This window comes from uncultured Bacteroides sp. (assembly GCF_902472605.1).
Classification (GTDB): Bacteria; Bacteroidota; Bacteroidia; order Bacteroidales; family Bacteroidaceae; genus Phocaeicola.
Genome location: NZ_CABROP010000001.1, coordinates 130,211 through 154,196, shown reverse-complemented (window position 1 = coordinate 154,196; position 23,986 = coordinate 130,211). Strand labels below are relative to the sequence as shown.

The 23,986-nt window shown below is 44.7% G+C and carries 17 protein-coding genes; 6 read left to right on the top strand and 11 right to left on the bottom strand.

Translation table 11 applies throughout. From position 1 onward, the window contains the following. Window positions 1-211: 211 nt before the first annotated feature. The gene (locus RDP42_RS00585) at window positions 212-1,147 is read left to right on the top strand and encodes a hypothetical protein (RefSeq protein WP_308762099.1); all 936 of its coding nucleotides are present in this window, start codon (window positions 212-214) and stop codon (window positions 1,145-1,147) included. A gap of 106 nt (window positions 1,148-1,253) precedes the next feature. On the opposite strand, the gene RDP42_RS00580 is transcribed toward RDP42_RS00585, so the two are convergent. Then, complete coding sequence (locus tag RDP42_RS00580; protein ID WP_374046881.1) at window positions 1,254-1,922, bottom strand: sensor histidine kinase; 669 nt, start codon at window positions 1,920-1,922, stop codon at window positions 1,254-1,256. A 211-nt stretch (window positions 1,923-2,133) separates the two neighbouring features. Here RDP42_RS00580 and RDP42_RS00575 point away from each other — a divergent pair, with 211 nt between their 5' ends. The 3 genes from RDP42_RS00575 to RDP42_RS00565 all read left to right on the top strand — a co-directional run bounded on the left by RDP42_RS00575 (window position 2,134) and on the right by RDP42_RS00565 (window position 3,444). Continuing rightward, window positions 2,134-2,529, top strand: coding sequence for a hypothetical protein (locus RDP42_RS00575; protein ID WP_223804918.1), 396 nt, complete (start codon window positions 2,134-2,136; stop codon window positions 2,527-2,529). A gap of 263 nt (window positions 2,530-2,792) precedes the next feature. Beyond that, complete coding sequence (locus tag RDP42_RS00570; protein WP_072541498.1) at window positions 2,793-3,053, top strand: DUF3836 domain-containing protein; 261 nt, start codon at window positions 2,793-2,795, stop codon at window positions 3,051-3,053. Window positions 3,054-3,123: 70 nt separating this feature from the next. Then, window positions 3,124-3,444 (top strand): hypothetical protein, encoded by a 321-nt coding sequence (locus tag RDP42_RS00565; RefSeq protein ID WP_308762098.1) that lies wholly within the window; start codon window positions 3,124-3,126, stop codon window positions 3,442-3,444. A gap of 130 nt (window positions 3,445-3,574) precedes the next feature. Here the strand turns inward: RDP42_RS00565 and RDP42_RS00560 are convergent, their stop codons facing one another. After that, complete coding sequence (locus tag RDP42_RS00560; protein WP_308762104.1) at window positions 3,575-4,348, bottom strand: HAMP domain-containing sensor histidine kinase; 774 nt, start codon at window positions 4,346-4,348, stop codon at window positions 3,575-3,577. Window positions 4,349-5,294: 946 nt separating this feature from the next. Here RDP42_RS00560 and RDP42_RS00555 point away from each other — a divergent pair. Next, window positions 5,295-8,114 (top strand): insulinase family protein, encoded by a 2,820-nt coding sequence (locus tag RDP42_RS00555; protein WP_308762097.1) that lies wholly within the window; start codon window positions 5,295-5,297, stop codon window positions 8,112-8,114. Window positions 8,115-8,236: 122 nt separating this feature from the next. Here the strand turns inward: RDP42_RS00555 and RDP42_RS00550 are convergent, their stop codons facing one another. The 6 genes from RDP42_RS00550 to RDP42_RS00525 form a co-directional block, all read right to left on the bottom strand. Next, the gene (locus RDP42_RS00550) at window positions 8,237-10,078 is read right to left on the bottom strand and encodes a 4-hydroxy-3-methylbut-2-en-1-yl diphosphate synthase (RefSeq protein WP_022354981.1); all 1,842 of its coding nucleotides are present in this window, start codon (window positions 10,076-10,078) and stop codon (window positions 8,237-8,239) included. A gap of 4 nt (window positions 10,079-10,082) precedes the next feature. Continuing rightward, window positions 10,083-10,592 (bottom strand): 5-(carboxyamino)imidazole ribonucleotide mutase, encoded by a 510-nt coding sequence (gene purE, locus RDP42_RS00545; RefSeq protein ID WP_022354982.1) that lies wholly within the window; start codon window positions 10,590-10,592, stop codon window positions 10,083-10,085. 18 nt (window positions 10,593-10,610) lie between these two features. Then, window positions 10,611-10,991: a glycine cleavage system protein GcvH gene (gene gcvH, locus RDP42_RS00540; protein ID WP_308762096.1), complete on the bottom strand. Its 381-nt coding sequence runs from the start codon at window positions 10,989-10,991 to the stop codon at window positions 10,611-10,613. Window positions 10,992-11,025: 34 nt separating this feature from the next. Then, entirely contained in the window at window positions 11,026-11,706 is a 681-nt protein-coding gene (locus tag RDP42_RS00535) for a hypothetical protein (RefSeq protein WP_303916293.1), read from the bottom strand. 10 nt (window positions 11,707-11,716) lie between these two features. Then, window positions 11,717-13,198, bottom strand: a complete 1,482-nt coding sequence (gene rpoN, locus RDP42_RS00530) for an RNA polymerase factor sigma-54 (protein ID WP_308762095.1) — start codon at window positions 13,196-13,198, stop codon at window positions 11,717-11,719. 74 nt (window positions 13,199-13,272) lie between these two features. Beyond that, a complete protein-coding gene (locus RDP42_RS00525) occupies window positions 13,273-14,946 on the bottom strand; it encodes a nucleoside kinase (protein WP_308762103.1) in 1,674 nt (557 codons plus the stop codon). An 81-nt stretch (window positions 14,947-15,027) separates the two neighbouring features. Here RDP42_RS00525 and RDP42_RS00520 point away from each other — a divergent pair, with 81 nt between their 5' ends. Beyond that, entirely contained in the window at window positions 15,028-16,722 is a 1,695-nt protein-coding gene (locus RDP42_RS00520; protein WP_177866452.1) for a Na/Pi cotransporter family protein, read from the top strand. A gap of 78 nt (window positions 16,723-16,800) precedes the next feature. Here RDP42_RS00520 and RDP42_RS00515 read toward each other — a convergent pair whose 3' ends face one another. The 3 genes from RDP42_RS00515 to RDP42_RS00505 form a co-directional block, all read right to left on the bottom strand. Beyond that, complete coding sequence (locus tag RDP42_RS00515) at window positions 16,801-18,579, bottom strand: alpha-1,3-galactosidase B (protein WP_308762094.1); 1,779 nt, start codon at window positions 18,577-18,579, stop codon at window positions 16,801-16,803. Window positions 18,580-18,702: 123 nt separating this feature from the next. Further along, window positions 18,703-20,523, bottom strand: coding sequence for a RagB/SusD family nutrient uptake outer membrane protein (locus RDP42_RS00510; RefSeq protein ID WP_308762093.1), 1,821 nt, complete (start codon window positions 20,521-20,523; stop codon window positions 18,703-18,705). 15 nt (window positions 20,524-20,538) lie between these two features. Then, the gene (locus RDP42_RS00505; RefSeq protein ID WP_374046880.1) at window positions 20,539-23,709 is read right to left on the bottom strand and encodes a SusC/RagA family TonB-linked outer membrane protein; all 3,171 of its coding nucleotides are present in this window, start codon (window positions 23,707-23,709) and stop codon (window positions 20,539-20,541) included. Window positions 23,710-23,986: the final 277 nt, after the last annotated feature.

Genomic DNA, 23,986 nt, shown 5'->3' with positions numbered 1-23,986 from the left:
TTTTATCAATGACGGGCAACTTACTATCTTTTGATCTTATATCGAACTCACGTTATCTTATATAGGCAATGCTTTTTTGCATTATAGACAGAAGAGCAAGCTAACGTGCTATTATTTTTCTATCCCGCAACTTTATCGTCTTTTACTTACAGCGGACAAATTGGTCCAAATAGATGAGTTCTTTAAAACAGATTCCACAATAGGAGATTGTTTGAGCAAATTGAAGAAACTCAAAAAAATGCTACGTTCATTTCGGTTAGGAATTACACTACAAAGTGAATCTGCTTTCTTGCTTTACTTAGTTACAGAATTAGCAAATATTTTTACATTGTATGCAGCTGTGAATGTGGCAGAATCTTTTCTTTACATTAGGGATAAGCGAAAAGAAATCGAGCACGTTTTCGAATTTGTCGGTTTTATAGACGTGTTATGTTCATTATCGTTTTTTAGAGATAGTCTTCCATATTGGTGTAAACCGATAGATAATGAAAAAGGAGAAATGTTGTATGCTCGCAGTATTTGTCATCCATTGATAGATAATTGTGTCCCTAATGACTTCTCCTTGTCTGTAAAGTCAATGATTATCACTGGTTCCAATATGTCAGGGAAAACAAGTTTCATCCGTACAATAGCAGTAAATCTGCTTCTTGGGAAAGTATTGAATACTTGTTTTGCTAAAGAATTTCGCATTGACCTGTCTCGTAGAATATATTCGGTTATCCATACTGAAGATGACCTTATCCGGGGGAAGAGTTTTTTCCTTAAAGAAGTTGAGAACGTGAAGAAAGCTATTGATGTATCAAATAAAGGGAAATATCTTTTGATATTTGATGAATTATTCAAAGGGACGAATACTGTGGAACGGATAGCAATTAATTATGCTTTGTTGTTGGATCTTGCAAAATCTGATCACATCATTCTTGCGTCTACACACGATAATGAAATCACCACCTTATTGCAAGATAAATATGATTTATATTACTTTTCAGAAAAGATAGCGGATAATCAGCTGGAGTTTGATTATAAATTGAAAAAAGGAGTTGATAGAGATGGGAATGCTATAAAAATATTGAAGTTATATGGGTATCCCGATTCTGTTGTAGCTATGGCCGAAAGATTAAGACTAAATTATAAGAATAAATTGTAAACCAAAAGATTGAACAGAGAGATAGTATATAATTCATATTTTTACATGCTATATTTACAGTGGAAATGAAGTTTATTATTGCCATAATAATAAGCAGCCTTGTGTTTTATCGGATATGCTTGTTATTTGGAGTTTCAAGCGGCAGATAGATGGTAAATTCCGTAAACTCTCCTTCTGTGCTGTTGACGAATATTCTTCCCTCATGCGCTTTTATCACCTGGTCAACAAAGTTCAGGCCCAGTCCGAAGCCTGAAGCTCCGTTCCGGCGGCTGCGCTTTGCTGCCGCAGCACGTTCATACTTCTGGAAAATGACTTTCTGGTCGGCTTCGGATATGCCCAGCCCATTGTCACGCACTTTCAGGATGGTGTAGCGTTCGCTTTCTTCCGTCGTGATGTGTATTTCCACACTCTCCTTTGAGTATTTGATGGCATTATCAATCAGATTGCTTAATACTTCACCCAGATAATCTTTGTCGGCATAAGCTGTTTTGGCCTGCAAGCTGATGATAAAGTTTACAGGCTTCTGTGCTTTAGCCTTGAATTTCTCGGTCAGTTTCTCTATTATCGGTGTAAGCTCAACTTCTGTTTTATTCATCTCCAGTTTATGGTTCTCCAGTTTGGAAATTGTAAGTATCTTGTTGGTGAGAGCAAACAGATGTTCTGCTTCGCTTTCCGCTATGTTCATGTATTTGTTCTTTATCTCCGGTTTGGAATCAAGTCTTCCGCTTTTCAACATATCCTGCACCATCATAATTGTACTGAGAGGTGTTTTCATATCGTGTATCATAGCGTATGAGAAGTCTTCGCGGATTTGTAAAATAACTTGCAGCCTTGAGATGATTTTTATTTGGAAAATAATACACGCTATTATAAAGCTTAGTACAATGATGGTGATTATAATAAGTAAATTTATTTTCCCGAAAAGAAACTTGTATGGATTTAGGATTACAAGTTGAACACCTTGTGATGAGTCTGCTGTAATATTTATGATCTCAGATTTTATTTCCCTCCATGGTAAAGCACTTGGATTGGGATTGCTTGAAGATAATATTTTATTATCGGAAATTCTTATTTTATGTACGGAAATCGAACATGGCAAATCAATGTCATTAAACATATCAGATGCTATAGAGTCTATTTTTGATAAAGACATCTTTAAGCCTATATTAGACAAGCCTTCGTTGAGACTGACTATTTCAGGTGCCAAATCATTTTTTTTAGCATCTGCTGGAATACTTACACCCACAATCTCAGTACCCTTAGGTGCTTCTTTAAATCTAATTGATATTTCTCTTCTTATCGCTTTTATCAGTATGGAATTACTCTCTTTATATAAATTATTTTCCAGAGCTACGTATGTATTATACAGCCATAATATTTGAAGTATTATTATTGCAAATGCTCCGATAAAAACGAAGACGCTAATATTCTTGTATTTCATATATATTGTATTTGCTTATTGCAAATATAGAGATATTTGAAAATTGACATATAATTATTGGACAGCATTGTTTTCACGGAGTAAATAGACACTATAGTATTTAACCTAAAGATAACGTAGCGATAACATAAACTCTTGTGCTTTGCGCCTACCTTTGCAGCATAAGAAATAACAAATCAAGTATAATTTGAAAATTAAATTATTATGATAGCAGAATTAATCGTTTCAGCAGTAGCATCAGTGTCTTTGTCAACACCAAAGGTCGTTTATAATGTATCCTCAGATGATAAGAAAGTGACAAATATTGAGGCCTATTCGGTAAGTGAAGGTAAATATCTTAAGCGTCTGTATAAGATAAACTTTATTTATAATGCAGAGGGTGAGGTTACAAATAAGAATACTTATCAGTGGGATGAAAGAAATTCCGGTTATATATTGAAGGATACTGAGAAGTTTTCCAAATAAAATCCTTCAACTTCTCTCTTATAAAAGTTTCGCATGTTCTATTAATATACCTAAAAATATAAGTTATACAATGGATAAGACTAAAACATGGAAAATAATTGCATCAATTTTTATGTTGATAGTTATTGGAATCCTATTAAAGAATATCGATATATCTAATATAAGTTATATTGTTTTCGTTCCTGTTATTTTATTACTAGGAATGATTTTTGAAAAACGAAATATTTACAGGGGATGGTTGATTTCAACAATTTTTGCTGTTTTATATTCCTTCCTATGGTATTTCTTTAACCCGGAAAAAGCGTTAGCTGCTATCGCTTGGATTTCAGCAGGTTCATTTATTTCATTGATAGTGATTTTTTTACTTAAACATATTAGAAAGGTTCGATAGAGTATTTGTTGTTAAAATTAGAGTAAGTCTGATGAATTCAGAATAAGGTAAGCCGTGTGTCAATCGTTCTCGTTACATTGACACACGGCTTATCTGGAAAGCAGCAATTACACTTAAATATTTTTGTGTTTTACCGATTGTGTCTGTCATTTGGAGTTTCAAGCGGCAGATAGATGGTAAATTCCGTAAATTCTCCTTCTGTGCTGTTGACGAATATTCTTCCCTCATGTGCCTTTATCACCTGGTCAACAAAGTTCAGGCCCAGTCCGAAGCCTGAAGCTCCGTTCCGGCGGCTGCGCTTTGCTGCCGCAGCACGTTCATACTTCTGGAAAATGACTTTCTGGTCGGCTTCGGATATGCCCAGCCCATTGTCACGCACTTTCAGGATGGTGTAGCGTTCGCTTTCTTCCGTCGTGATGTGTATTTCCACACTCTCCTTTGAGTATTTGATGGCATTATCAATCAGATTGCTTAATACTTCACCCAGATAATCTTTGTCGGCATAAGCTGTTTTGGCCTGCAAGCTGATGATAAAGTTTACAGGCTTCTGTGCTTTAGCCTTGAATTTCTCGGTCAGTTTCTCTATTATTGGAGTAAGCTCAACTTCTGTCTTGTTCATCTCCAGTTTATGGTTCTCCAGTTTGGAGATGGTCAGTATCTTGTTGGTGAGAGCAAACAAGTGGTCTGTTTCGCTTTTTGCTATACTCATATATTTGTTCTTTATCTCCGGTCTGTTATCAAGCCTTCCGCTTTCCAGCATATCCTGTATCATCATAATAGTGCTTAGAGGTGTTTTCATGTCATGCACCATGGCGTATGAGAAGTCTTCACGGATTTGGGAGATTTTGTTTAGCTTTGATATGATCTTTATTTGATATACTATGCATCCTATTATAAAAATCATCATGATTGCTGTTGCAATAATGAGTATCAACATTTGTCTAAAAATATTGTAATACGGAATTGTGATAATGGCTTGTACGTTTGATGAATTATCTAGCTTTATCGGTATTGGTTGTGTCCTAATAATGCCAAATCGTTTAATATTCCCTTGACGTGTTGTTTCTACAATATTTCCGTTTTTTATTTTTTCGATATACAAATCAGTTTTTATTTTATGCTCAAAAAGCATTTCTTTAAAAATAGAATCCAGACGATTAATATTATTAGTAATGCCATATGTTCCTAAGCTTTCTAATAAATAAGTTACCTCTGGGTATGTTCCTGTTTTCTTGGTTCTTGGAGCACCGAGAAATTTTGTTCCTTTGGGGAGTTCTGAAAAATGCGATGTCGCTTCTTCTAATGTTGCTTTTGCAAACAAATTATTGATGGATTTTTCTAATTGGTTTTTATATAGATAGAAGGAGTTTCTAAGCCATATTCCTTGGAGTGTTAATGCAAGAAATATACTTATGATGGTTATAATTCTAATATAAATACGTTGCATAATAAACAGAAAGCATTGTGATAACGAGAAGTTACTTGGCGTAGAAAGTTTAACTTTTACCTTTACAAAGGTAACATTAGAAATTGATATTATATGGAAACAGAAAGAAAATGTAAGTGAATTATCTTTTGAGGAGTGAATGGGCGGAACGAATCTTATATAGTTATCTATTATTTGGCCTATTGTCAGAGTGGTTATTGCACAACAGAGAGATTTAGGTGGGGTAATGGATTGTTTGGAACAGTGAATGGATATATTCAGATGTAACATTATGGAAAGGAGATTGAATATTTTTTTGAAGGTTGTATTAACCTAAAGATAACGTAGCGATAACATAAACTCTTGTGCTTTGCGCCTACCTTTGCCGCATAAGAAATAACGAAATAACATTAAAATATCAATTATGAGAAGAATAATGAGACTGGCTTTTGTAGCCATTGCAGGTTTTGCCTGCATGCCGGCAGTTGTAAGGGCACAGCAGATGCCTCCGGTACCGGTGGACAAGGAAGTGAGAATCGGTAAACTGGATAACGGACTTACATACTATATCCGTCACAATGAATATCCGAAGAACCAGGTGGACTTCTATATCGCCCAGAAGGTGGGTAGTATCCTGGAAGAGGACGACCAGCGCGGATTGGCGCATTTTCTTGAACACATGTGTTTCAACGGAACAAGGAACTTCCCGGGCAGCTCTATGATCAAATGGCTGGAGTCTGTAGGTGTGAAGTTCGGTTATAACCTGAATGCCTATACGAGCATTGATGAAACTGTATATCGTATCTCCAGCGTACCTACAGAACGTATCGGGGTGCAGGATTCATGTCTGATGATTCTGTCCGACTGGGCTGACGGTCTTTTGCTCGAAGGTAAGGAGATAGACGAGGAACGTTCTGTTATACATGAGGAATGGAGAAGTCAGTTACCTCCAAATATGAGAATTTTGGAGAGACTGCTTCCGGAGATATATCCTGACAGCAGATACGGACACCGTCTTCCTATAGGAACCATGGAAGTGGTGGACAATTTCCCTCATCAGGCTCTTCGGGACTATTATGAAAAGTGGTACCGTCCTGACCTGCAGGGTATAGTTGTGGTGGGTGACATTGATGTGGACCGTATAGAAGGCAAGATCAAGGAAATGTTCTCAAAGATTGAGAAGCCTGTAAATCCGGCAGAAAGGGTTTATTACCCGGTAGCCGACAATGAAAAGCCGATTGTAGCTTTCGGCTCGGATAAGGAGCAGGATAAATATGTGGCTCAGATTATGTTCAAGTATGATGCCTTGCCTGATTCATTGAAGGGCACAATGGCGGATGTTACAACCGCTTATCTGCTCGATATGGCCCAGATGATGCTTCAGATAAGACTGAACGAACTGGGACAGAAAGCTGATGCTCCGTTTGCGGCGGCTTCTGCATTTTACGGTGAGTTTATTATGGCAAAGACGAAACAGGCTTTCCAATTTGCTATGCTTCCAAAAGGTAACAGTTTCGACGAAGGACTGAAGGCGGTCTATCGTGAAGCTCTCCGTGCAAAGAGGGGAGGATTTACCGCCACTGAATATGCGCGTTGCCGCACGGAATACCTGTCTCAGCTTGAAAAGGCATACAATAACCGGAACCAGCAGGAGAACAAGACACTGGCAGAATCGTATGTGCGTAATTTCATCGACAAGAAGCCGATACCGGGTATCGAGACAGAATATCAGATGATGAGCATGATTGTGAACCAGATTCCTGTGGAAGCTGTCAATCAGGTGTTCTCGCAGATTGTTTCGGACAAGAACCTGGTTGTTCTTGGTATGATGCCTGCATGCGAAGGTGAGTCATGTCCTAAGGATGAAGATATACTTGCATTGCTTTCTCAGGTGGAAGCAGAAAACATTGCTCCTTACGTGGATAATGTGAAGAATGAGCCTCTGATAAGCGAATTGCCTGTTGCCGGAAAAGTGGTGAAGGAAAACATGCTTTCTGATGCCGGAGCCAAGGAATGGATTCTTTCAAACGGTGCCAAGGTGATATTGAAGAAGACCGACTTCAAGGCGGATGAAATCAATATGATGGCCGTGGCAAAAGGCGGTACTTCGGTTTATGGAAACGACAAGGCTGCGGACTTGATGTTTATGCCTGCTGTATTGGAACAGCATGGTCTGGGCAGTTTCACCAATTCGGAGCTGACCAAGCTGATGGCCGGCAAGCAGGTTTCACTCAAAGTAAGTCTGGATGATTATGTACGCAGACTGTCGGGAAATACGACTCCTAAGGACCTGAAGACTTACATGGAGATGATTTACATGACTTTCACCGGACTGACAGTAACACCGGATGAATTTACCGCCATGCAGAATCTTTATAAAGGAGTTATTCAGAATCAGAAACAGAGCCCTAATTTCGTTTTCCAGAAGAAGGTGCAGGAATTCCTTTATACTTCGCCCAACAAGCAGGTGTTTGGTGTGGGTGACATTGAGAAAGCAAACCGTGAGGATATCCTTTCCATCATCCGTGAGCAGCTTGCCAACGCAGCCGAGTTTACCTTCGTATTCAGTGGAAACTTTGATGAAGCGGAATTAAAGGCACTGGTTGAGCAGTACATCGCCACCTTGCCGTCGGTGAAGGGAAAGAAACAGGAATTGAAGTATAACCCTGCGGTTGAAATCAAGTCGGGCAACGAGGAAAAGGAATTTTCCCTGAAGATGGAAGTGCCTCAGGGTAGTGCGGCGGTTATCATTAGCGGAAAGATGCCTTACTCGTTCAAGAACAGGCTAATGGCTTCCATGTCGGCACAGATTATCTCTGCCCGTCTTTTGAGTGAAGTCCGTGAGAAAGAGGGAGCTGTTTACAGTATATATACGCAGGGCTCTCAGGATCGGTTGTCTGAAGTGTCAGTTGTCTATCAGACCATATTCCAAGTGAAGCCTGAAAAGAAAGACCGTGCGCTTGAAATCATCCGCAGCGAGTTTGAGAATTTGGCAAAGGAAACGCCCGTGGAAGAACTTGACAAGGTGAAGGAGTTTATGGTGAAGCAAATTACTGGAGACGAACAAACCAACAGCTACTGGTGCTCCATGATGGCCGGCAACGAGCTTCTGCCTTCTGAAGTCTGTGTGAAGGCGGAACAGGTCATCCAGTCCATCACCCCGAAAGAAATCTCCGGCTATGTGAATGAAGTAATGAAGCAGAATAACTATAGGGTTCTGGTAATGATGCCTGAGAGTAAGTAGGATATTTTTTCAAAGGAAGCACATATTCTATTTTTATTCTGCCTAAAACAAAACCGTCTGCATGCCTTGAAGAAAATCTTCACGATGCATGCAGACGGTTGTGATGTGTAGGCTAGGGAGAATCAGTCTCTATAATCCCCGTTTGCCTTAATCAGTTCAATCAGTTTTTCCACGGCCTGTTCTTCCGGAATGTTCTTTTCAATACATTCCTTCTTCTTGTACAGGCTGATTTTACCCCTTCCGGCACCTACATAGCCATAGTCGGCATCAGCCATTTCACCCGGACCGTTGACGATACAGCCCATGATACCGATTTTTAGTCCCTTGAGATGGGAAGTGGCTGCCTTGATGCGGGCGATGGTCGATTCCAGGTCGTACAGGGTACGTCCGCAACCCGGACAAGAGATGTATTCGGTCTTGGAAGTACGGATACGTCCTGCCTGCAGGATACCGAAGGCAGTTTCGTCCACTTTCAGGTTGCTGATTTGGTTGCCGTGGTTGTAGAGTAGGATACCGTCGCACAGCCCGTCGATAATCAGGGCACCCATGTCGGCGGCCGACTTGATTTGCAGGTCTTCTGTTTCACTTTCCTGATAAAGCTGGAAGAATACCAGCGGGTTTTTCAGTCCTTGGTTCATCAGCTGGTGGGCCAATGCACGGAACTCACCGAGACGGTTGTAATGGTTGCTTTGGGCCACGATAACTACTTCCGGATGCAGGCGCAGACACGCCATCACCTCTTCGTTCAATCCGAGGTAGGAAGTGAAGAGGAATTTCATCTTGGCCGGATGGTGATGCAGTTCGATGAGCTGCTGGTAGTTGAAAGCCGGATAGGTATGTTCGCTGCCGTCCCAGGCACAGGCATCCACGATGTAGCCGATGTCGGCTCTCCGGTTTTCCGGTAAGCGCTGTCCGCAGTACAGGTAGTCTGGTTTGAACTGTTCGCTCACTTCCAGGTCGTTGTTCAGACGGGCGGAGATGACCACGGGAAGCTGGTCACCTCCGATGTTACCTACGGCTACGGTTTGTCTGCGGCTGGGATGCGTGTAGTTGAACTCCGGAGCTTCGGTGGCCGGAATGTAAGGGTGTCCTTCGCGTTTCAGCACGTAATCCACCAGCTTGCGGGCCACCGGGATTTCAGCTTCGGGGGCTTCACTCAGGGATACGCGGATGGTGTCGCCCAGTCCGTCGCACAGCAGGGCACCGATGCCCAAGGCTGATTTGATGCGTCCGTCTTCTCCGTCACCGGCTTCTGTCACTCCTAAGTGGAGCGGAAAAGCCATGCCTTCTTTTTCCATCTGTTCCACCAGCAGACGGACGGTACGTACCATGATGACCGTGTTCGAAGCTTTGATGGAGATGACCACGTTCGTGAAATTCTGTTCCACGCAGATGCGCAGGAACTCCATGCACGATTCTACCATGCCTTCCGGGGTGTCTCCGTAGCGCGACATGATGCGGTCGGACAACGAACCGTGGTTCACACCGATACGGATGGCCGTGTGGTTTTCCTTGCAGATGTTCAAGAAGGGAATAAAGCGGTCGCGTATCTTCTGGATTTCTTTTGCATACTCTTCGTCCGTATATTCCAGTTGCTTGAAGGTGCGGGCGGCATCTACATAGTTACCCGGATTGATGCGTACCTTTTCGGCATACAGGGCCGCTACTTCGGCCACTTTCGGGTTGAAATGTACGTCGGCAATCAGCGGGGTCTGGTATCCCTGGGCACGCAGGGCGGCGTTGATGTTCTTCAGGTTTTCCGCTTCACGCACGCCTTGTGTGGTGAGTCGCACGTATTCACCTCCCGCCTCGATGATACGCTTGGCCTGCTCCACGCATGCTTCTGTATCCATGGTGACGGTGTTCGTCATACTCTGTATACGGATAGGATAAGCGCCACCCATAGGAGTGGCGCCCACATATACCTCGTTCGCCTGTCGGCGAGAATAGTTGAAGTAATTCATTCAGTTAGTTGGTCTTATAAGCGTATTTGACTTCTTTCAGCTCTTCGTTGGCTTTTACGATTTTGTTTTTCAAACCTTCCTTGTAAGCTGCAAACTTCTGGGCCAGTTCCGCATCGCTCAGGGCCAGCATCTGTACGGCCAGGATAGCCGCATTCATGGCACCGTTGATGGCAACTGTAGCCACGGGGATTCCGGGAGGCATCTGGATGATGGAGTAGAGTGCGTCTACGCCGTCGAGTACAGAACCTTTTACGGGAACTCCGATGACCGGGAGGGTGGTGTTGGCTGCAATGACTCCCGGCAGTGCGGCAGCCATTCCGGCAGCTGCGATGATGACTTTAAGGCCGCGTCCGGCAGCTTCCTTCGCAAATTTCTCCACTTCAGCCGGAGTGCGGTGAGCCGACAGGGCGTTCATTTCAAACGGGACTTGCATTTCATCGAGCAGTTTGGCGGCCTTTTCCATGACGGGAAGGTCGGAAGTACTGCCCATAATGATACTTACAATTGGTTTCATTCGTTGTTTTTATTTTAGTTATTCGTTAATAATCTCTTTGTAGGCTGCGGCATCCAGCAGTTCGTCCATTTCGCCGGCATCCGTCGGTTTCAGTTTGACAATCCAGCCTTCGCCGTAAGGGTCCTGGTTCACCAGTTCCGGGTGCTCTTCCAGCTGTGGGTTGACTTCCAGAATCTCGCCTCCGATGGGGAGGAACAAATCGGAAACAGTCTTTACCACTTCAACCGTACCGAACACTTCGCCTTTGTCCAAAGTCTCACCTTCAGTAGTGACGTCGATGAATACGATGTCGCCCAGCTGCTGCTGTGCATAGTCTGTGATACCTACGTAGGCGGTGTCGCCTTCCAATCGAATCCATTCGTGTTCGTTGGTGTACTTGATGTTAGTTGGGAATTCCATATTGAATAAATTTAAAGTTTAAGATAATCAGTCTTCAAATAAACAAAATTCCGATGATACCACAAAATAAACCGACCAAAAACCCGCCACCCACTTCTTTTAAAGTATGTTGTTTGACGATAATCCGTGCCGAACCGAGCATGCCGGACAGCAGGATGAACACACAGAGCCATTCCACCGGATTGAACTGGAAGATGAAGCTGTAGGACAGCAGTCCGCCTATCATCAGTCCTCCGCTGGCCATGTGCGTGCTGATTTTTACCCGGGTATTGATCAGGGTACAGATGACCATGCAAATCAGGGTGGCCACGATGATGCCGCTCATGTAGCGGGGCAGATGGATATGGTACATGGTGAGCAGGCAGGCCATGTAACTCAGGATGGTCATGCCATAGGGGATGAAGCGTTTTTCGCGGTGCCCCAGTTCACGGAGTGTCCATCCGTTGATTTTTTGGAACAGGTAGATACCCAGCATCGGCATCAGGATGGTGAAGCAGTACACAAGTGCCAGTATGGTCAGCTTGTACTGGAGTGGCATGATGCTCAGATAGGTAAAGAAAAAGAGCAGACAGAATGCCACGAAAGGTACCATGAACGGGGTAAAAATCATCGAGATGATGCGCGCTGCCGTGAACAAGGCATCCTTCGGCTTTTCCGGGTCGCGGGAGACCGGGTCGTGATAAGTCAGTTCATCAGGAATACTGGTTTCTTCCATATCAAATAAGTTATCTTCTTAATCTTGCAACGGGAATGTTCAGCTGCTGACGGTACTTGGCTACGGTGCGTCGGGCAATAGGGTAGCCTTTCTCTTTCAGCATGTCGGCCAGTTCGTCGTCGGTGTAGGGCTTTTCCTTGTTCTCGCTGTCTACGCACTCCTTGAGAATGCGCTTGATTTCGCGGACGGAAAGTTCTTCGCCATTTTCGGTGGTATAGCCGTCGCTGAAGAAGAATTTTAGCGGATAAATGCCGAAGTTGGTTTGCACATACTTGCTGTTGCTCACACGTGAAATGGTGGAGATGTCCAGTTTGGTACGTTCGGCCACGTCTTTCAGAATCATCGGGCGGAGCAAAGACTCGTCGCCTTCCTCAAAGAATGGGCGTTGCAGGTCGATGATGGCTTGCATGGTGCTGAGCAACGTCTGCTGGCGTTGTTTTACCGCGTTGATGAATCCCTGTGCGGCATCTACTTTCTGCTTGAGGAACATCAGGGCATCTTTTGATTCCTTGCTCTGGTTCTGCTTGTTGCGGGTATGCTCGTCGAGCAGTTCCGTAAATTCCCGACTCAGTCGCAGTTCCGGAATGTTCCGGTTGTTGAGGCTCAGATGGATGGTGCCGTCGTCTTCCGTCTCCACCAGGAAGTCTGGGATAATCTGTTGCAGGTTTTTCCCGATGGCTTCCCCCATGGAGCTGCCCGGACGTGGATTCAGCTTGGTCAGCTCGGCCGTAGCCGCATTATATTGTTCTTCAGTGATATTCAGTTTCTGGATGATTTTCTCCTTGTTCTTGCGCGTGAAGTCGTCACAGCATTTCCCGATGATGTCCAACTCGATTTGTTTCAAGGGCGAGTCTTCTTTTCGGCGAATCTGGATGAGGAGGCATTCTTGCAGGCTTCTGGCGCCGATGCCGGCGGGGTCAAAGTCCTGAATGATGGAAAGCACGTGCTCCAGTTGCTCGGCGGTGGTATAGATACCCTGGTAGATGGCCAGTTCGTCAATCAAGGTTTCGGTTGACTTGCGGAGCAGGCCGTCGTCATCGAGTGAGCCGATAAGATATTCTCCTAATTGTTTTTCTTCCGGCGTAAGGTGCTGCATGTCGAGCTGCTCTTTCAACGTTTCGTAGAAAGACACGTTGTCCGAAAAAGGAATGTCTTCTGCCTGGTCCTCTTTCGAGCGGTTATTTTCCTGCAATTTATAATCCGGAATGTCGTCTTCCGTGCGGTAATCGCCCAGTGAGATGTCTTCTCCCGTGTCGGTATTCGGTTCTCCGTCCTCGTCGGTGGTGTTGTAATCCTCGTTGAGGTCATCGGAAGTGTCGGGTGTTTCTTTACCTTCTTCCAATGCCGGATTGTCCAGCAATTCTGCGTGAATCCGTTCTTCCAACTCCAGCGTAGGGAGCTCCAACAGTTTGACAGCCAGTATCTGTTGTGGAGATAAAGTCTGTACCTGTTGTTGTGCTTGTGTCTGCACCTGACGTGAACCTTGTACCATTTTTCTACTTAAATCTGATGAACTGCGTGCAAAAATAATAATTTAAATGAATAACACTGCAAAAGGAAAATTTTTTAATACTGGAAGCTGCTGCCGCCTAAGAACTCTCTCAACAGGGAAGTGGGTGGAAGTTCCTTGTCCTGCACCGATACGAAATAGTTCAGGAACCGCAGCAGGCGGTAGGCTTCAGAGTATTCCGGACAGCGGTTGGGGACCTTGCGTAAGACGGGCTCCACGAAGTCTTTCAGTACGGCCAGCTCAAAGAGCAGGGCCGAGTTGAACATAGCATCGGCATTTTCCTGATAGGGGAAGATCCATTTCTCTTCTCCGGCTCTTACACTCGGCCAGCGGGCGATGGTCTCTTCTGCCGAGTAGTTGCGGTACTTGTAGTCGCGGATAATGCGTCGGAGTAACCGGTTGTCGGTGGTCGGAATGTAGTTGTGGTTGTCCAACAGAATGGTGGTCAGAGCCGACACGTAGATTTTATATTTATTCTCTGCCGGGATGTGCGAGGTCAGGGTAGGATTTAAAGCATGGATGCCTTCAATCACCAGAATCATGTGTTCGTCTATCCGGAGTTTCTTGCCACTTTTCTCCCGTTTCCCGGTTGTGAAATTGTAGCGAGGTAGTTCCACTTCCTCTTCATTGAGTAAGGCAGTGAGCTGTTTCTCGAAGAAAGGCAAGTCTACGGCATAGAGGGATTCAAAGTCGTGTTTCCCGTTCTCGTCCAGCGGAGTATCTTCACGGTTTACGAAATAATCGTCCAAAGAGATGGGGTAGGGTTTGAGGCCGTTGGTCATGAGCTGGATGCTCAACCGCTTGCTGAAGGTGGTCTTCCCGGAAGAAGAGGGGCCGGATATCAGTACCAGCTTCACTCGTTTGCCGTCTTGGTTGAGATGGGTGATTTCATCGGCTATCTGTGCGATTTTCTTTTCCTGCAAGGCTTCCGACACGTTAATCAGGTCGGTGGCATGCCCCTCGTTACAGGCCACATTCAGGTCCCCCACCGTACTGATACCTAAGATCTGGTTCCAGCGGTGGTATTCCTGAAATACTTCCAGCATCTTTTCCTGTTTCACCACCTCTTCCAGTTTATTCGGGTTCGTGCGGTTGGGAATCTGCAGTAACAGTCCGTCGTAGTATTTCACGATGTCGAACAGACGGATATATCCGGTGCTGGGGACCAAGCTGCTGTAGTAACAGTCCACGGTATCCCCCAGACGGTAGTAGTAAGAGTAGAGCTGCCCGTAGGTGTCAAGCAGACGGGCCTTGTCTTCCATGCCTCGTTCTTCAAACAGGCGGACTACTTCGTCAGTGTGGCTTTCTGTACGCACATAAGGTATGTCGGCTGCAATGATTTCCTGCATCTTCTGCTTGATGCGCTGCACGTCGTCCAGTCCGATGGTACGGTCAATATGGAGTTTACAGAAATAGCCTTTTGAGATGGGGTGTTCCAGGGAAATGCTTCCTTGCGGATAAAGTTCTTCCACCGCTTTTACCAAGATGAAAAACAGCGAACGGACATAGGTCCGCATACCCGACGGATTGGTAATGTCCAGAAATTCTACGTCTTTGTTGTAGTACACCCGGAAGTCGAGACTTTCTACCTTATTGTTTACTTTGGCACTGACCGGGCCGTAGGGCATAGACAGATTAAAACCGTTATAAATATCCAAAAGTGAGCATCCCTCAGGGAAATCTTTTGTTAAATTATTATTTTTGCAATATATTTGTAGCATAAATGTAATATGTGTTACTAACCGTGTGAATGGGCAGTTAATTTACTCATTAAACAATTAAAAGCCTCTTTCCTATTTAACTAATTACAAATGGAATATTCTTTTTATGATTTTTTAGCGCTTCTCGGCTCGTTGGCGCTCTTCCTTTATGGAATGAAAATCATGAGTGAGGGACTTCAGAAGTTTGCGGGCGACCGACTTCGCAGTATCTTAACCGCAATGACTACGAACCGTGTCACTGGAGTTCTGACCGGAATGCTGATCACTGCCTTGATTCAGTCGTCGTCTGCCACTACCGTGATGGTGGTCAGCTTCGTAAACGCTGGTTTGTTGACACTCTCCCAGTCTATCGGAGTGATTATGGGAGCCAATATCGGAACCACCGTGACAGCGTGGATTATTTCGGCTCTCGGCTTTAAGGTAGACATCTCCGCCTTTTCTCTGCCGCTTTTGGCTTTTGGTATTCCTTTATTGTTTTCGCAAAAAAGTACCCGAAAATCCATCGGGGAATTTATTTTCGGTTTCGCTTTCTTGTTCATGGGCTTGAACTTGCTGAAAACCAATGCGCCCGACTTGAGCCAGAATCCGGACATGCTGGCCTTTGTGCAGAACTATACGGACATGGGATTCATCTCCGTGCTGCTGTTTGTCTTCATCGGTACAATATTGACCATGATTGTACAGGCTTCGGCGGCCACCATGGCAATTACCTTGATTATGTGTGCCAACGGCTGGATTAGTTTTGAACTGGGAGCGGCTTTGGTGCTAGGGGAAAACATTGGAACCACAATTACGGCCAATCTGGCGGCTCTGACGGCCAATACGCAGGCACGGCGGGCGGCCATGGCGCACTTGATGTTCAACGTGTTTGGCGTGATTTGGGTATTGATTCTGTTTAAGCCTTTCCTGGCGATGGTAGACTGGATTATTTCCGATTTCATGAACGTGAGTGAGGCGGACGGAGTAGCCGTTTCCTTCAAACTGTCGGCCTTCCATACTTGTTTCAATGTGTGCAACGTATTGATTCTGATCTGGTTCGTACACTTCATCGAAAAGACGGTGTGCAAGATTATTCCGCAGAAGGAACAGGAAGAGGAATATCGCTTGCAGTTCATCACCGGTGGTATGCTTTCTACGGCTGAATTGTCCATCCTGCAGGCCCGGAAGGAGATTAACCTCTTTGCTGAACGTATCCAACGTATGTTCCGTATGGTGCGCGACTTGCTTCATACCGAGAATGAGAATGATTTCAACAAGCTGTTCAGTCGGGTGGAGAAGTATGAGAACATCAGTGACAATATGGAGCTGGAGATTGCCAACTACCTGACGCAGGTGTCCGAAGGCCGTTTGAGTTCGGAAAGTAAGCTGCAAATTCGGGGGATGCTCCGTGAGGTGACAGAGATAGAAAGCATCGGCGACAGCTGTTACAACCTGGCCCGTACAATAAACCGGAAGCGCCGGGGGAACGAAGATTTCACGAAAGCACAGTATGAGCACATTGCCCAGATGTTCCAGTTAACAGACAATGCCTTGACGCAGATGTTGGATTTGGTGAGAGATACCCATCAGCAGGTGGATGTGAACAAGTCGTTTAATATTGAGACGGAAATCAATAACTACCGGAACCAGCTGAAGAACCAGAATGTGATTGATGTCAACGAAAAGAAATACGACTACCAGATGGGAGTACATTACATGGATATCATTGCCGAGTGTGAGAAACTGGGCGACTATGTGGTGAATGTGGTAGAGGCCCATCGGGATGTGAAGGAAAAGAAGGCCTGAAAAAGAGGTCTAATCAAATAAACAGTAATCCCCGCTACGGACAGTGTACGTCTGTGGCGGGGATTACTGTTTTGGATATTATTCTGCAATTTCCACCCGGTTGACTTTTTCCAGCAGGAAGCGGTTCTGGTTCCAGTGGAAGGGCTTGTAGTCAGTATTGGTGTGGATACGGTTGCGTTTGAAGACCAGTCCGTCTACCGACTTGGCATAGAGGATGGGCAAGTCGAAGGTCTCAAACTCATTGTCCGTAATCTGGATGGCGCCCGGTTTTCCTCCGTGGAAATACTTCACCTGATGCTCCAAATCGGGGATTTCCGGATAAATGGAAATTACGGCATTGGTAAATTGGAACATGTTGGTCAGGGCATTTACAAACCGGTTGTGACGGATAATCACTTCGCGGCAGGCTCCTGTTTCATACCAGCCGTTGCAGTCGCCGCACAACAAGATTGCAGTACCGGAGGTATGGTCAAATAAGTTGTGCTCTACCACCGTTTTTCTCGGCGTACTGAAGAGAGAACCTCTGGCGCGGTTATTCCGGATGGTGTTGTGGGCAAAATACACCTCAGGTGTCCAAGTCAGATTCTCAATGCCGAAGGCTTCCTGGTCGTTCAGTTCTTGGGGGAGCGGTTGCTGGAAGCGGATACGGAACTCCTTGGCACCATGAGCGGTCGGTTGGTCCTGCGCCGTGATGCTTTCAATGCGATTGGTTCCGTCCAGCAGTTCCATGGTTTGGGAACGGATAAACTGCACCTCGTCGCCAGCAAATCCCCAGTCGAATCCCCAGGCCTGTTCATGCATGTAACGTGCTAAGAGGGTATGATCGTCCACCCGTTTCGTCACCTTCAGGTAAGTGCCGTGTACATTGATGGCATCGTCCATCATTCCTTCATAAATTCCGTTCACCGATACGATTTCGCCTTTGCATTGCGAGAAGTGAGTGGCATCGGCCTGTGTCGTAAAGTAGCGTGGGTCATTCTCTCCTTTCAGGCAGACGCTGAAACCGTCCATGTAGATGCTGTCGCAAAGCTGTGCCAGTAGTCCCATGCCTTGTGCGTAGTGCACTTGTATGTTTTTTAAGGTAGTGTGCGTGTTATGCGACAAGAAAATGCCCGGAGTAGGGCGGTCCCAGGAACGCATGGCTACCACCGTACCTTCGGGAAGTCGTTTATCCTTCCATTGGGGCGCATACACCAGTCCCTCGCCCGCTTTGACGCAACCTTTGGTGGGGCAGCCGATGTCGCTGGTATTATATACAATGTGGTGGCTCTTCTCTTCGAAGGCGATGCCCGACATCGGGTGTAAGGTCCATCCGTCACCGTAAGTTTCAAAGATAGAGTCTTTGGTCAAGCGGTATTTCACCCACGGAGCGGGGCGGAAAGTGATACCTTTGTCGCCTTCATTCTTCACAATCTGCACTTGGGCAATGTGCGGGTTTTCAAAATCGATGCTGAAGTCTTTCAATGTACAGTTTGTGCTGCGCAGTAGGGAAAGAGGAATCATCTGTCCGTGGAAGACAAATTTGGCTCCATTACCTTCCAGCGTGACGGATTGCAGGTCTTCCAGTGCCAGACCTACCTTCTTGGGATTGGCTTGGTCGTGGTTGGAAATATAATATGTGCGTTCTGCCGCTTCTTCCGGATAGAAGTGATACGTTCCACTTTGGAAGCGTAATATCAGTGTCTCGCCTTTCTTGGCTTCTTTTCTGATTTTGGCCAGCGCTCTTTCCATGCGGGCCGACATGTTGCTTTTCTTCCCGGGGGTAATACCGAACCGAGCCATGTTATATACTTGCTGGGCACATACAGGCAAGCAGAGGACCGTGACCAGTAGCAGGCATCCTAGTTTTCTTCTCATAGTTTATGTTTTTGGGGTATAAAGTTACGTTTTCCTAAAATAAGAAAGGTTGGCAAGTGATACGATTAACGCACTGCTTGGCAACCTTTCTTTGCTATTTATTATTTATTAGTGTGAAATGAATTAATATCCAGGGTTCTGATCCTCCTTTAAGAGCGGATTTACATCGATGGCGGCAGTTGGAATCGGCATCCACATCAAACGGTCGTTCCATGTTTTTTCTACTACCTTGTATTTTGTCCAGGTCTGAGTTTTTGAGTCAAAGCCTCCACAAGGTGCGTAGGTAGGACCATTCATGACTTTTGCACAATAGTCTGTGCCATAACGACGGATATCTTCATATCGGTGACCTTCACCAGCCAACTCAATACGGCGTTCATTGCGTACAAAGTCGATAGCTTCGTTTTTGGATAAGGAAGCAGGTACGTGTGGCATACCGCAACGGTCACGTAACTTGTTCAGTTCAGTAGTTACTTTGTCATCCCATCCGGTATTCATGATGTGAGCTTCTGCATAGGTCAGCAAGACTTCTGCATAGCGAATCATCGGATAGTCTTCCGCACTGTTTTGTCCTTTGTAAGGAGTCAGTGACACCATTTTCCGGTAGCAGTAACCTGTCCATGATTCATTACCGTCGGAACCGGCTTTCAACGGATCCCACATGAAATAATAGTCACCTTGTGAAAAGTCTGTTTCTTGCCAGCCTTTCAGCGGGAATTGGATAGAAGCATACAGACGGCTGTCACGGTTACGGAACTCCTGCATGTAAGGAATGGATTTGATATCCAATGTCGGTACTAAAGCCAGATAGTCGGTTTGTGAAATGGATTTATATGTACCGTTTTCTGCATCTTTTTTAGAGAAATAAGTAGTCCACATATTGGAGTAACGTTGCAGTCTTTCATCAGCTGAGATTTCAGTTGGAATAGTTTTGCCATCAATTGTCCAATAAGCACTCACCAAATCCTGCATTGGTTCGTAAGAGCAGTAACCGGATCCCATTTGACTTGGACGGATATAGGTATACCGTGTCCAGTCGTTATTGTTATCATCGGCCATATATTCTCTGGTTAGAATGTATTCCGGATTTTGCGGATTGGCGTTTTCTGCATGCCACAAAGTCTCATAGCTGAAAATACCTTTGATAAATGCGTCTTTATTAATCTCCGGATGCTGGTCAAAGTCAATGTATTTTTCCATTTCCTGCGCCTCTTTCTGTTGGGCGGCATTCAAGCTGGTAACCCGGAACAAATCGTGATGTCCTTCGCTGATGACTAATCCGGCTGACTTTTCAGCTTCTGCATAATTACCGAAGTAAAGAGCGGCACGTGCACGAAGAGCCAGAGCGGCGGCGCGTGTGATACGTCCGTATTCGTAATACTTGTTACCGTTGTATTCATCGGGTAGCAGGTCGGCTATTTCGCCCAGTTCTTTCAATACATAAGCCTGTACTTCTTCCTTGGAGTTACAACGTACTTTTGGCATGTTGTATTCGGGAACATCCTCAAAGAGGTAAGCCTTACCGAAACGAGTAACCAATTGCAGATAGTTCCAAGCGCGGAAGAAGCGGGCTTCTGCTTTCATCCGGTCTTTTAAGTCTTGGTCCATGTTGCATTGCTCTACATTCTGTAGGAATGTATTTGCGATACGTACAGTGCTATAATCGTAACCAAAGTCGTCTCCAGCTGTGATACCGTTCATCTGAAGTAGCTCATAAGGACCTTCCCACGGCTTGTGGCTGTGGGCGTTGTCGGTATACATTTCATCCCATATATCGAAGCCGGGAAGTTGGGCATATAATCCGTTGAGGGCTGTCCAGGCATCCGCTTCGTCAGTCCAGAAGTTTTCTTTGGAAATTCCTGAGGGAGGTATGACTTCCAAATCACAGGAAGTGGCTAATGTAGCACATAAAAGTGCGGAGAAGGTAATATATTTAAGTTTCATAATCGTTGTGAGTTTTTAGAATGACAGATTTACACCAAAGGCGATAGATTTTGAACCTAAAGCAGAGATACCACGACCGGTAGATGATTCAGGATCAAAGTCCTTCATGATTTTATCTGCACGCATGGTAAACAGGTTTTCTCCTGTAAGGAACAGCTTAAGGGAAGAAATACCCCATTTGGCTGTTACGTTGCGAGGAATCATATACCCCAAGGACAATGTCTTGATACGGAAGTAATCAGAATCAAACAGTTGGTTGTCTGAGAAGTGCTTGTTGTATTCATCCATTGAAGTTCCTCCATACAGGCGTGGAACCGGTGCATGTGAGTTCGGATTTTCTTCTGTCCAGCGTTGCAGGTGATATTTTCTCGGGTTGGAGTTCAACATAAAGGCAAACACCTGTTCTGACTCAAAGGCTACGCTGGTTCCTGACACGCCTTGTCCAAAGGCACTCAGTTCCCAGTTTTTCCATTGCAGGCTGATATTAATACCATACGTGAAGTCGGGTACATCTTTTCCAATGATAGTACGGTCATCATCAGTGATGGAGGCATCTACTTCATCTTCTCCTTCTTTGAGATCGCAATAGTATTTCACACCTTCACGTTGAGGCACGTATTTCAGGTCACCTGCTTGAGGATGGCGACCGTATACGTAGTAACGTCCGGCATCGATTTCTTCCTGTGTGTACAGTCCGTCTGTTTTCAATCCGTAGAATGAACCGATGGATTCACCTTCCTTCAAAATGTAGCGTATATTGTCACCGCCATTTTGAATCATATTGTCAGAACCTGCCAGGTTAGTAATCTTATTGTTGTTGGTGGCAATGTTGGCACTGATAGAATAAGAGAAGTCTCCAATCTGGTTTCGGTGAGTGACGGCCAATTCAAAACCTTTGTTGCGTACCTTGGCCAGATTCATACTTGGGCTGGACCAGATACCTGTTTCACGGGCTACATTATATCCTAAGAGGATATCGCTGGTGTTCTTGATATAATAGTCGGCTGATAAGCTTAATTTATTGTTCAAGATGTCCAGGTCAAAACCGACATCGGCCAGTGCAACAGTTTCCCATCCCAGTGAGGTGTTCGGAATTTGTGCTTCCAGTACCCCTTTTACGGCTGTGTCGCTGAAGTTGTAATTAGCTCCACTTGAAAGCAACTGGAAATAATCGTAATATCCCACATTGTTGATGTTTCCCAATGTACCATAAGAAGCACGAAGTTTCATGTTGTTGATCCACTTTACCGGTTTCATGAATGATTCCTCGCTGATACGCCAGCCGGCAGATACAGAAGGGAATACGCCCCAACGGTTGTCTTTATAGAAACGAGAAGAACCATCGGCACGTACATTCACTTCCAGAAGGTAGCGGTCATTGTATGAATAGTTTAAACGGCCAAAGTAAGATAACATTTTACTTTCTACAATGGAATTTCCGCTTGGTACTTCTTTGGATACTTCGTTTCCTTGTTCGATGTCCTGTAAACCGTCGCTGGCAAAATCGGTACGTTTGCTATAGAGACGTTCATATTGATAATGTTCATAAGAAGTACCAGCCAGCAAGTCGATGGCGTGTTTCCCAAAATTCATGTCATATTTAGCAGTCAGAGTGGTTAGCAGGGTACTGTTGCTAATCCAGTGCATTGCCATGGAGTTCGGGCTACTGCTTTCTGTTCCTGGAATCGGATTGCCCGTTTCAAATTGGTTGATGGCCGGATGATTAGCTGTGTAATTTTTAGTTTTGTATTCATAGCGTCTGTAGTCCAATTGTCCGGATATAACCAGGTTTTTGATGGGCTTTATGTCGAATCCTACATCATACATGGAGTTTTCAGTTGTGCTTTTTCCCCAGTTCTTGTAGCTTAATGCACGGAGTGGGTTGCCGTTCATGAACGACTGGGTCGCATCTTTTCCTCCTGCAATGCTTCCCCATTCTCCGTTGGACTGCTGGGCCACCATGATAGAAGGTACCATGACGAAGTTACCGATAGAAGCAGTACCATGTTTAGTGTCCGACGAATTACGGATGTATTTGATTCCGCTTTTCAAGGTCAACCATTTTGTGATGTCGGCCTGTACATTCAAATCCAGGTTATAGCGGTCGCTGCTGACACCTGGCATGAAGTCATCATTATACAAATAGCCTACACTGCTGAAGAAACGTACCTTATCGCTACCTCCACTGAAATTCAGTGAGTGCTGAGTCGTGAGAATCTGTTTGTCCAGCACTAAATCTGCCCAATTGGTATTGGGGTAGTAGTCTGGTTTGCTTCCATCTCTGAACCATTGAATTTCCTCATCGCTGTAAGCTTGGTTCTTTCCTCCTTCTGGATTGGCATTATATCGGGATTCGTTCAGCAAGGTAGCGTAGTCCCAAGAGTCCAATACGTCTGGCAGGTAGGTAGGCATTTTCATACCGACCAGTCCGCTATAGGATACATTCATTTTCTCTTTCTTTCCCTGCTTGGTTGTTACCAGTACCACACCGTATGCGGCACGTGAACCGTAAATGGAAGAGGAAGCGGCATCTTTTAAGAATGAGATGGATTCGATGCTGTTCGGATCGAGGTTGGAGAAGAACGTAGCATCGGCAATAGCTCCGTCGATTACATACAATGGCTCTGAGGTTCCCAAGTTACCGCGTCCGCGGAAGTTGATGCTTGGGCTTGAACCCGGGCGTGAGATGACGGTAACACCAGGTACTGTACCCTGTACGGCCGACAATACGTTGCTTTGCACACGGTCTTTGATTTCATCGGTACTAACAGAGGCAACCGATCCGGTCAGATTGACTTTCTTCTGTGTGCCATAACCTACTACTACCACTTCGTCCAATACTTCTGTATCTTCTTTCAGGGTTACAGTAATAGGCTGTCCATCCCATTGAATGGTTTGTGTGGCATATCCAATGTAAGAGATGACAATGGTAGCTCCTTTGGCTACATTGTTTAAAGAGAATTCTCCATCCAAATTTGTGATGACTCCATTAGTAGTACCTTTTACCATTACGGAGGCACCGATTACAGGTTCGCCTGTAGCATCTTTTACTACACCTTTACAAACTGAAGTTTGTTGAGTAACTTGCAAGTGGGTCGCTTCTGCAGCCAGTGTAGTACTTCCTAATCCGGAAGCTACACTCATGACAAATAGCATGGCGCCCACAGACTTGAAATGTTTTGTCATAACGAATAGCTTAAAGGTTTATTTAAACAGCTGCAAATATAGACAAATATTTAATATATTAATATTGTTACTATAAAAAAATTAGTATTATTGTTTTTGGAATAGATATTTATTGTATAAATAATAAGTTTATATTTTCTTTTTTGCTTTTTTTGGACGAATTAGGATAAGGGAAAATAATATTCCTTGTAGGGAAAGAGAATAAGAAAAGATATAAAAAATCCCCGGCACTTTCCAACGGAAGGTGTCGGGGATTTTTATTTTGAAAGAGAGTCGG

Excerpts from the sequence above, each read along its gene's own strand:
- RDP42_RS00580 (WP_374046881.1), bottom strand. The coding sequence starts at position 1,922 with ATGAAAACACCTCTCAGTACAATTATGATGGTGCAGGATATGTTGAAA.
- RDP42_RS00575 (WP_223804918.1), top strand. The coding sequence starts at position 2,134 with ATGATCTCAGATTTTATTTCCCTCCATGGTAAAGCACTTGGATTGGGA.
- RDP42_RS00570 (WP_072541498.1), top strand. The coding sequence starts at position 2,793 with ATGATAGCAGAATTAATCGTTTCAGCAGTAGCATCAGTGTCTTTGTCA.
- RDP42_RS00565 (WP_308762098.1), top strand. The coding sequence starts at position 3,124 with ATGGATAAGACTAAAACATGGAAAATAATTGCATCAATTTTTATGTTG.
- RDP42_RS00560 (WP_308762104.1), bottom strand. The coding sequence starts at position 4,348 with ATGATTTTTATAATAGGATGCATAGTATATCAAATAAAGATCATATCA.
- RDP42_RS00555 (WP_308762097.1), top strand. The coding sequence starts at position 5,295 with ATGAGAAGAATAATGAGACTGGCTTTTGTAGCCATTGCAGGTTTTGCC.
- RDP42_RS00550 (WP_022354981.1), bottom strand. The coding sequence starts at position 10,078 with ATGAATTACTTCAACTATTCTCGCCGACAGGCGAACGAGGTATATGTG.
- purE (WP_022354982.1), bottom strand. The coding sequence starts at position 10,592 with ATGAAACCAATTGTAAGTATCATTATGGGCAGTACTTCCGACCTTCCC.
- gcvH (WP_308762096.1), bottom strand. The coding sequence starts at position 10,991 with ATGGAATTCCCAACTAACATCAAGTACACCAACGAACACGAATGGATT.
- RDP42_RS00535 (WP_303916293.1), bottom strand. The coding sequence starts at position 11,706 with ATGGAAGAAACCAGTATTCCTGATGAACTGACTTATCACGACCCGGTC.
- rpoN (WP_308762095.1), bottom strand. The coding sequence starts at position 13,198 with ATGGTACAAGGTTCACGTCAGGTGCAGACACAAGCACAACAACAGGTA.
- RDP42_RS00520 (WP_177866452.1), top strand. The coding sequence starts at position 15,028 with ATGGAATATTCTTTTTATGATTTTTTAGCGCTTCTCGGCTCGTTGGCG.
- RDP42_RS00515 (WP_308762094.1), bottom strand. The coding sequence starts at position 18,579 with ATGAGAAGAAAACTAGGATGCCTGCTACTGGTCACGGTCCTCTGCTTG.
- RDP42_RS00510 (WP_308762093.1), bottom strand. The coding sequence starts at position 20,523 with ATGAAACTTAAATATATTACCTTCTCCGCACTTTTATGTGCTACATTA.
- RDP42_RS00505 (WP_374046880.1), bottom strand. The coding sequence starts at position 23,709 with ATGACAAAACATTTCAAGTCTGTGGGCGCCATGCTATTTGTCATGAGT.